We start from the raw sequence: 8,498 nt of genomic DNA on the forward strand, positions 1-8,498 counted from the left end.
ACGGGCGCAGCGGGCGCGACGCGCCCGGGCGTCAGGCGGCGTCGAGTGGCTCGCGCACGGCCTCGCGACCGGCGCTTGCGCGCGTGGCGAGCACGACCGCCGTGGTGGCCCCGACGAGCAGCCCGGCGAGCACCATGTGCGTGCCCACCAGCCCGACGGGCAGGCCGGTGCGGGCCTGGGTCAGGCCGACGGCGATCTGCAGGAACTCGACGACGAGCAGCAACAGCGCCCACTTGCTCGAGATCCGGAGCCGGACGGCGCCGACGACGAGCACGAGGGTCAGCGCGAACAGGGCGTACGCGGGCCAGGCGTGCACGTGTTCCATGACCGCGGGGTCGAAGCCCGTGCGGTGCAGCATCCCGCCGTCGACGGCCTCGTCGGCACCGGCGTGCGGGCCGCTGCCGGTCGTCAGGATGCCGACGAGCACGGTGACCACGACGGCGGCGACGGTTCCGCGGACGACGCCGGTGTACCAGCCGGGCACGAGGCGGTGGCTGGTGCGGGGGCCGTGCATCGTCCGGTAGACCAGGGCCGCGGTGACCGAGGTCAGGGCGGCGGACACGACGAAGTGCAGCCCGACGACGAACGGGTTGAGGTTCGTGAGCACGCTGAGCCCACCGATGACGGCCTGGACCGGGATCGCGACGCCCTGAGCGAACGCGAGCCAGAACAGTTCGGGGCGCGTGCGGAGCATCCGGACGACGGCCAGGAACATCACGATCGCCACGATGACGAGCACGAAGGTGAGCAGTCGGTTGCCGAACTCGATGATCCCGTGGATGCCCATCTCGGGCGTGGAGACGAGCGAATCGGCCGTGCACTTGGGCCAGGTGGGGCATCCGAGGCCCGACGCCGTCAGGCGGACGAGGCCGCCGGTGCCGATCAACACGACCTCGACCACGAACGAGGCCCACGCCAGCGCGATGACCCGGCGGTCGACGACCCGGGGGAGTGACCACCACCGTGCGGTCCGGAGATCCTGGTCGACGGGGGGTCCGACGCGAGTCACGAGGGTGGTGCCTTCCTGTTGTTCCGTGCAGTGAACCTGTAGGATTCGAGGGTTCAGCAGCAGTCAAGTCTAGGCAGGCGCCGGCTCCGAATGGGCCGAGATCGCCGATCGATCCAGGGATTGCGTGGAACCATTGTCGTTGCGAGGGAGCAGCACCGTGTCCGCCTGTCGGCGGTCTGCGGTGGAATGGCGTCCAGACGCCACGGGTTGACACCTGAAGACGCTGCCCCGCGAGAAGGAAACGAGGAGACCATGTCCGACGTGCTCATCGACCGTCCCGAGCTCGAAGGGCTCGGGCAATACGAGTTCGGCTGGTCCGACTCCGACTCGGCCGGGGCCTCGGCCCGCCGTGGGGTCTCGGACGAGGTCGTCACCGACATCTCGAACCTCAAGCACGAGCCCGAGTGGATGCTCAAGAACCGGCTCAAGGGCCTGCAGCTCTTCGGCCGCAAGCCGATGCCGACGTGGGGTGCCGACCTGACGGGCATCGACTTCGACAACATCAAGTACTTCGTGCGCTCGACCGAGAAGCAGGCGCAGTCGTGGGAGGACCTCCCCGAGGACATCCGCGCGACGTACGAGAAGCTCGGCATCCCCGAGGCCGAGCGCCAGCGCCTCGTCGCCGGTGTCGCCGCGCAGTACGAGTCCGAGGTCGTGTACCACCAGATCCGCGAGGACCTGGAGCAGCAGGGTGTCATCTTCATGGACACCGACACCGCGCTCCGCGAGCACCCCGAGCTGTTCCAGGAGTACTTCGGCACCGTGATCCCGGCCGGCGACAACAAGTTCGCCGCGCTGAACACGGCCGTGTGGTCGGGCGGCTCGTTCGTCTACGTCCCCAAGGGCGTCCACGTCGAGATCCCGCTCCAGGCCTACTTCCGGATCAACACCGAGAACATGGGCCAGTTCGAGCGGACGCTGATCATCGCGGACGAGGACTCCTACGTCCACTACATCGAGGGCTGCACCGCCCCGATCTACAAGTCGGACTCGCTGCACTCGGCCGTCGTCGAGATCATCGTGAAGAAGAACGCCCGCGTTCGGTACACGACGATCCAGAACTGGTCGAACAACGTCTACAACCTCGTGACCAAGCGTGCGATCGCGCACGAGGGCGCCACGATGGAGTGGATCGACGGCAACATCGGCTCCAAGGTGACGATGAAGTACCCGTCGATCTACCTCGCCGGTGAGCACGCCAAGGGCGAGACCCTGTCCGTCGCGTTCGCCGGCCCCGGCCAGCACCAGGACGCCGGCGCGAAGATGATCCACATGGCGCCGTACACGACGTCGTCGATCGTCTCGAAGTCGATCGCCCGTGGGGGTGGTCGTGCCGGCTACCGCGGCGAGGTCCGGGTGGACCCGTCGGCCCACCACGCGGCGAACACCGTGCGGTGTGACGCGCTGCTCGTCGACACGATCAGCCGGAGCGACACGTACCCGGCGATCGACATCCGCGTCGACGACGTCCAGCTCGGGCACGAGGCCACGGTCTCGCGCGTGAGCGAGGAGCAGCTCTTCTACCTGATGTCCCGCGGCATGGCCGAGGACGAAGCGATGGCGATGATCGTCCGTGGCTTCATCGAGCCGATCGCCCGCGAGCTCCCGATGGAGTACGCGCTCGAACTCAACAAGCTCATCGAGATGAGCATGGAAGGATCCGTCGGCTAGATGTCCAGCACCACCCCTCCCCACATCGACCAGCCGATCGAGCCCGCGGCACCCGCCCAGGGCGCCGAACAGCACGGCGCCGGAGCCCACTCCGACGGCGGCTGGGACGCCCCGGACAAGAAGATCCCGGTCCAGACCCGCTCCGAGCGGTTCCAGTCCGGCGACCTCGAGGCGTTCCCGACCGTCACCGGCCGCGAGGTGAACTGGAAGTTCGCGCCCCTGGCGAAGCTCCAGCCGCTCCTCGACGGCGGTCTCGACGGATCCGCCTACCGGTTCCTCGCCCGCCAGTCCGACGGTGCCGACGTCGAGTGGGGTCGCAGCGACGACCCCCGCGTCGGGACCGCCGGTCTGCCCGAGGACCGTGCAGCGGCCGCTGCGTGGACGGCGCGCGACGCCGTCCTCGCCGTCACCATCACGGCGACCGAGGCGCACGAGTTCATCACCATCACGCGTTCCGACTTCGGCACGCAGCCCCGAGCGGCGCACACGGTCATCACGGCTGAGCCGCACGCCCAGGGCATCGTCGTGCTCGACAACCGCGGCAGCGCACTGCTCAGCGAGAACATCGAGATCGTCGTGCAGGACGGCGCACGCCTGACCGTCGTCAGCCTCCAGGACTGGGACGACGACGCGGTGCACGTCTCGACGCACTTCGCCGAGGTCGGCCGCGACGCCTTCCTGAAGCACGTCGTGGTCTCGCTCGGCGGCGACGTCATCCGGGTCAACCCCTCGACGCACCTCGGTGCGCAGGGCGCCGACACCGAGATGTACGGCGTGTACTTCGCCGACGCCGGTCAGTACATCGAGCAGCAGGTCTACGTGAACCACGACGCGCCGAACACGCGCGGTCGGGTCAACTACAAGGGCGCGCTGCAGGGCAAGGGCGCGCACACCGTGTGGATCGGTGACGTGCTCATCGGTCGCGCCGGTGACGGCACCGACTCGTACGAGCAGAACCGCAACCTCGTGCTGACCGACGGCACGCGTGCCGACAGCATCCCGAACCTCGAGATCGAGACGGGCAACATCGAGGGCGCCGGCCACGCGAGTGCGACCGGTCGCTTCGACGACGAGCAGCTGTTCTACCTGCAGGCCCGCGGCATCCCCGAGGAAGAAGCGCGTCGTCTCGTCGTGCTCGGCTTCCTGGTCGAGGTCATCCAGAAGATCGGTGCGCCCGAGCTCGAGGAACGACTCATCGCCGCGGTCGAGCAGGAGCTCGCCGAGGGCCGCTCGGTGATCGTCGCGCCGGCGGAGGCCGACGCCTGATGCCCACGAAGGTCTGCGCGGAGTCCGAGATCGCGGTGGACAGCCCCATGCGCGCCGTCGTCGACGGCACCGCGGTGGCCATCGTGAAGGACTCCTCCGGCACCGTGCACGCCATCGGTGACACCTGCACCCACGGGGACATCTCGCTGGCCGAGGGGTTCATCGAGGCCGACACGCTCGAGTGCTGGGCCCACGGCTCCCGCTTCTCGCTCGCCACGGGGAAGCCGCAGAACTTCCCGGCGTACGAGCCCGTCCCGGTGTTCCGGGTCGAGGTGCGCGAGGGCGACGTCTACGTCGACGTGCACGATCCCGTCCCCGTCGACTGACTCCGCCTCCCGGCCCCCACACTTTCCGCGGCCCGTCCGCGACACGACAGAAAACCGAAGGAACCCACGCAATGTCCACTCTGGAAATCCGCGACCTCCAGGTCTCGATCGACACCGATCAGGGCACCAAGGAGATCCTCAAGGGTGTCGACCTCACGATCAACGAGGGCGAGATCCACGCGATCATGGGGCCGAACGGCTCCGGCAAGTCCACGCTGGCGTACACGATCGCCGGGCACCCCCGGTACAACGTCGTCGGTGGCTCGATCACCCTCGATGGCGAGGACGTCCTCGCGATGAGCGTCGACGAGCGCGCCCGTGCCGGCATGTTCCTGGCGATGCAGTACCCGGTCGAGATCCCCGGCGTGACGGTGTCGAACTTCCTCCGCACCGCCAAGACGGCGATCGACGGCGAAGCCCCCGCCCTGCGCGGCTGGATCAAGGAGCTCCGCCAGTCGATGGCGGATCTCAAGATGGACTCGTCGTTCGCCGAGCGCAACGTCAACGAGGGCTTCTCCGGTGGCGAGAAGAAGCGCCACGAGATCATGCAGCTCGAGCTCCTCAAGCCCCGCTTCGCCGTGCTCGACGAGACCGATTCCGGCCTCGACGTCGACGCGCTGAAGATCGTGTCCGAGGGCGTGAACCGTGCCAAGGCCGCGACCGGCCTGGGCGTGCTGCTCATCACGCACTACACGCGCATCCTGCGCTACATCAAGCCGGACTTCGTGCACGTGTTCGTCGCGGGCAAGGTCGCCGAGCAGGGTGGCCCGGAGCTCGCCGACCGCCTCGAGAACGAGGGCTACGACCGCTACGTCCAGGCCGCGGCGGCGTCCGCCGCAGAGGCGCAGGCCTGATGATCGCGGCACTCGCCCCGGAGAAGTTCGACGAGGTCGTCGAGGGCCTGAAGGAGGTCCAGGACCCGGAGCTCGGCGTCAACATCGTCGACCTCGGCCTGATCTACGACCTGGCCTGGGACGACGAGGCCTCGGCGCTCGTGATCAGCATGACGCTGACGAGTGCCGGCTGCCCGCTGACCGACGTCATCGAGGGCGACACCGCGAACGCGCTCGACGGCATCGTGGACGCCTTCCGCATCAACTGGGTCTGGATGCCGCCGTGGGGTCCGGAGCGGATCACCGACGACGGGCGCGAGATGATGCGCGCGCTCGGGTTCGCGATCTAGTCGCGACCACATCGCAGACGGGAGGCCCGGTGCCAGCTGGCACCGGGCCTCCCGTCTGTCCGTGGTCGCGCCGCGCGCGGGGCGCGACACGCCGCTCACGTTCGCCGAGGTTCCACGGACGGACGCAGAAGCGGCCGGGGTTCCGAGATATCGGAACCCCGGCCGCCGGAGCCGGGCGTGTCGACCGTGTCGACCGTGTCGACGACGAACGCACCGCGCGTCAGCGGCGGCCGAGCGCCTTCCACGCGAGCGGCACGATGCCCGCGGCGATGAGCGCCTTCGCGATCCCACCGACGATGAACGGGTACAGGCCGGCGGCGAGCACCGACTGCAGGTCGTTCGGTGCGCCGAGCTGCCCGAGCACGACTGCCAGGTACGGCAGGCCGGTCACGAACGGGATGGCACTCGCGAGCAGCATCGCGACGGCTGCGCGCCCGAAGTGCCGGTCCCAGTTGCGGCGGGCAAGCCAACCGACGACACCCGCGGCGGGGATGAACCCGATGACGTAGCCGAAGCTCGGCACGGCCAAGGCCTGCAGGCCGCCGGTCATGTCGGCGAAGAACGGTGCGCCCGCCAGGCCGGCGACGGCGTAGACGAGCAGCGAGAGCATGCCGCGTCGGGCACCCAGGGTCGCACCGACGAGCACGACGGCGAGCGTCTGCCCGGTGATCGGGACCGGCCACATCGGGACCTCGAGCTGTGCCATCGCAGCGGTGAACAGGGCTCCGCCGGCGACGAGGGCGGCGTTCGTGGCCAGCCCGTGCGTCCGCAGACGATCGGCGAGGACTGCGCGGGGAGCGAACCCGGTGGCGTTCGTCATGGATTCTCCTAGAATGGACTGCTGGTCCCGTTCGGAACCATCGGTCCCGTCAGCGTAGCGGTGCACCTCACGCACACGTCGTTGTGCAAACCCACCAACTGATTGGACGTCCACTGTGCTTGCCGTGCACGAACTCGAGATCCGCGTCGGAGCTCGTCTCCTCATGGAAGACGTGTCCTTCCGTGTCGAGAAGGGCGAGAAGATCGGACTCGTCGGCCGCAACGGCGCGGGGAAGACGACGATGACCAAGGCCCTCGCGGGCGAGACGCAGCCAAATGGCGGCACGATCGACCGCGGTGGTGAGATCGGCTACCTGCCGCAGGACCCCCGCTCCGGTGACCCGGAGGAGACCGCGCGCAAGCGCATCCTCGATGCCCGCGGGCTCGGTGAGCTCGTGGAGGGCATCCGCCTCGCCACGCTCGACATGGCGAGCGAGGACACCGCCGTCGCCGAGAAGGCGATGCGCCGGTACAGCCGACTCGACGACCAGTTCAACGCGCTCGGCGGCTACGCGGCCGAGGCCGAGGCGGCGTCGATCGCGTCGAACCTCAAGCTGCCGGACCGCATCCTCGACCAGCAGCTCAAGACCCTGTCCGGTGGTCAGCGTCGTCGCATCGAGCTCGCGCGCATCCTGTTCTCGGACGCCGAGACGATGATCCTCGACGAGCCGACGAACCACCTCGACGCCGACTCGGTCGTGTGGCTGCGCGAGCACCTGAAGACCTACCCCGGCGGCGTCATCATCATCTCCCACGACGTCGAGCTCGTGGAAGAGGTCGTCAACCGCGTGTTCTACCTCGACGCCAACCGCCAGACCATCGACATCTACAACATGGGCTGGAAGCTCTACCAGCGCCAGCGTGTTGCTGACGAGGAGCGTCGCCGCAAGGAGCGCGCCGGCGCCGAGAAGAAGGCCGCGACGTTGAAGGACCAGGCCGCTCGGTTCGGTGCGAAGGCCTCGAAGGCCGCCGCGGCGCACCAGATGGTCGCGCGTGCCGACAAGCTGCTCGCGGGCCTCGAGGACGAGCGCGTCGCCGACCGGGTCGCCAAGATCCGCTTCCCCACGCCGGCCCCGTGCGGTCGCACCCCGCTGATGGCCGAGGGGCTGTCGAAGTCCTACGGGTCGCTCGAGATCTTCGCGGGCGTCGACCTGGCGATCGACCGCGGTTCGCGCGTCGTCATCCTCGGGTTCAACGGTGCCGGCAAGACGACGCTGCTCCGGATCCTCGCGGGTGCCGACTTGCCCGACACCGGTGAGATCCAACCCGGCCACGGTCTGCGCATCGGGTACTACGCGCAGGAGCACGAGAACATCGACATCAACCGCACCGTGATCGAGAACATGGTGTCGGCGTCGACCGACCTCAACGAGACCGAGGCCCGTCGCGTGCTCGGTTCGTTCCTGTTCACCGGGGACGACGGCTACAAGAAGGCCGGGGTCCTGTCCGGTGGCGAGAAGACCCGTCTGTCGCTCGCGATGATCGTGGTCTCAGGCGCGAACGTGCTGCTGCTCGACGAGCCGACGAACAACCTGGATCCGGCGTCGCGCGAGGAGATCCTCAATGCCCTCGCCGGGTTCGAGGGCGCGGTCGTCCTGGTGTCGCACGACGCCGGTGCCGTCGAGGCGCTCAACCCCGAGCGCGTGCTGCTGCTGCCGGACGGCACCGAGGACCACTGGAACAAGGACTACGCGGAGCTCATCGAGCTCGCCTGACGCCGGTCGGTCGGCAGGGCAGCCGGGCGGCCAGGCGGAGCCTGTCCGCACGGCCGTCCGGTGCGGCGTTGTGGGCTGGGTGCGCGCTTGCAGTGGGGCACGGTGCGCGGAAGCGCGCACGGGGTTACGAGGTGCGCACGGTGCGGCCTGGAGGCGGGACGCCGGTCGTGCGCCGTGCCTCCTGTCCGCACGGTGCCGGGTTCGCCGTCCGGTGCGGCGTTGCGCGCTGGGTGCGCGCTTGCAGTGGGGCACGGTGCGCGGAAGCGCGCACGGGGTTGCGAGGTGCGCACGGTGCGGCCTGGAGGCGCGGTGCCGGTCGTGCGCCGTGCCTCCCGTCCGCACGGTGCCGGGTTCGCCATCCGGTGCCGCGTTGCGCGCTGGGTGCGCGCTTGCAGCGGAGCACGGTGCGCGGAAGCGCGCACGGGGTTGCGAGCTGCGCACGGTGCGGCCTGGAGGCGCGGTGCCGGTCGTGCGCCGTGCCTCCCGTCCGCACGGTGCCGGGTTCGCCA

The 8,498-nt window shown here is 69.3% G+C and carries 8 protein-coding genes; 6 read left to right on the forward strand and 2 right to left on the reverse strand.

From position 1 onward, the window contains the following. Nucleotides 1–31: 31 nt before the first annotated feature. On the reverse strand, nucleotides 32–1,009 hold the full coding sequence (locus EDF42_RS06015) for a heme A synthase (protein WP_123671737.1): 978 nt from the start codon (nucleotides 1,007–1,009) through the stop codon (nucleotides 32–34). Between the two features lie 252 nt (nucleotides 1,010–1,261). On the opposite strand from EDF42_RS06015, the gene sufB reads away from it, so the two are divergent. The 5 genes from sufB to EDF42_RS06040 all read left to right on the forward strand — a co-directional run bounded on the left by sufB (nucleotide 1,262) and on the right by EDF42_RS06040 (nucleotide 5,455). After that, nucleotides 1,262–2,680 carry a Fe-S cluster assembly protein SufB gene (gene sufB, locus EDF42_RS06020; protein WP_123339675.1) on the forward strand — a complete coding sequence of 473 codons (1,419 nt, stop codon included), beginning with the start codon at nucleotides 1,262–1,264 and terminating at the stop codon, nucleotides 2,678–2,680. Beyond that, nucleotides 2,681–3,946 (forward strand): Fe-S cluster assembly protein SufD, encoded by a 1,266-nt coding sequence (sufD, locus tag EDF42_RS06025; protein ID WP_123339674.1) that lies wholly within the window; start codon nucleotides 2,681–2,683, stop codon nucleotides 3,944–3,946. After that, nucleotides 3,946–4,272, forward strand: a complete 327-nt coding sequence (locus EDF42_RS06030; protein ID WP_123671738.1) for a non-heme iron oxygenase ferredoxin subunit — start codon at nucleotides 3,946–3,948, stop codon at nucleotides 4,270–4,272. Before sufD ends, EDF42_RS06030 begins: the two co-directional genes overlap by 1 nt. Nucleotides 4,273–4,343: 71 nt before the next feature. Further along, nucleotides 4,344–5,126 (forward strand): Fe-S cluster assembly ATPase SufC, encoded by a 783-nt coding sequence (gene sufC, locus EDF42_RS06035; protein WP_111083971.1) that lies wholly within the window; start codon nucleotides 4,344–4,346, stop codon nucleotides 5,124–5,126. Further along, nucleotides 5,126–5,455, forward strand: coding sequence for a metal-sulfur cluster assembly factor (locus EDF42_RS06040; RefSeq protein ID WP_111083972.1), 330 nt, complete (start codon nucleotides 5,126–5,128; stop codon nucleotides 5,453–5,455). Before sufC ends, EDF42_RS06040 begins: the two co-directional genes overlap by 1 nt. A 220-nt stretch (nucleotides 5,456–5,675) precedes the next feature. Here the strand turns inward: EDF42_RS06040 and EDF42_RS06045 are convergent, their stop codons facing one another. Continuing rightward, nucleotides 5,676–6,275, reverse strand: a complete 600-nt coding sequence (locus EDF42_RS06045) for a biotin transporter BioY (protein WP_123294377.1) — start codon at nucleotides 6,273–6,275, stop codon at nucleotides 5,676–5,678. 115 nt (nucleotides 6,276–6,390) lie between these two features. Between EDF42_RS06045 and EDF42_RS06050 the strand changes: the two genes are divergently transcribed. Then, nucleotides 6,391–7,989, forward strand: a complete 1,599-nt coding sequence (locus EDF42_RS06050) for an ABC-F family ATP-binding cassette domain-containing protein (RefSeq protein ID WP_123294378.1) — start codon at nucleotides 6,391–6,393, stop codon at nucleotides 7,987–7,989. Nucleotides 7,990–8,498: the final 509 nt, after the last annotated feature.

Source organism: Curtobacterium sp. PhB172 (assembly GCF_003752545.1).
GTDB lineage: Bacteria > Actinomycetota > Actinomycetes > Actinomycetales > Microbacteriaceae > Curtobacterium.